This is a genomic window from Bartonella sp. MU70NMGDW (genome assembly GCF_042194085.1).
In the GTDB taxonomy this organism is placed as follows: Bacteria; Pseudomonadota; Alphaproteobacteria; order Rhizobiales; family Rhizobiaceae; genus Bartonella; species Bartonella grahamii.
On sequence record NZ_JBHIMK010000549.1, the window covers coordinates 1 to 632 of the forward strand.

Annotated in this window: 1 protein-coding gene; it reads left to right on the forward strand. The window is 47.0% G+C overall.

Features of this window, described 5'->3' with window-relative positions; all coding sequences use genetic code 11:
- A partial coding sequence (locus ACFIKE_RS12100; protein ID WP_375650209.1) for a baseplate J/gp47 family protein occupies window positions 1-632 on the forward strand: 632 nt, incomplete at both ends.

Here is a 632-nt window from a genome sequence, read left to right on the forward strand (position 1 = left end):
GCGCATCATATTCCTTATAATGTGGAAAAGACGGCTTATGATCCGGTTGTCATTCAATTGCAAGCGGCGGCTTATGAAGAGTTGCTTTTGCGCCAGCGAATTAATGAAGTGGCGCGAGATAATTTACTCACATTTGCCCGTGGAACAAGTTTAGATCATTTGGGGGATTTTCATGGGGTCACGCGCCTTTTGGATGAAGATGATGAGCGGTTTCGCCGCCGCATTCGCTTGAATAGACAAGGGCATTCCACAGGGGGCACAGCGCCACGTTATCAATATTTTGCCCTCTCAAGCGATATCCATGTCAAAGATGCTTTTGTTTATCGTGTGGCTAAAAGTCCACTTATTCATGTTGCGCTTTTTAGTGACGCCCCTTCAGGGGTGGCTGATGAGGCTTTAATTGCCAAGGTACAAGCAGCCCTTGATGCCCCCCATGTTAAAATGACCAATGACCACATCTTTGTGAAAAGCGCGGTACAGCGGATGATCAATGTTTCTGCTGATTTTTGGTTGTTACCGGATGAAGGCTCCTTTGTTTTGGAAAGAGCGGAGCAGAATTTAAGAGCAGAATGGGCGCGTGCGCAAAGGCTTGGGCGTGATCTGTCTTTAAGTTGGATACTAAGCCGCTTGAT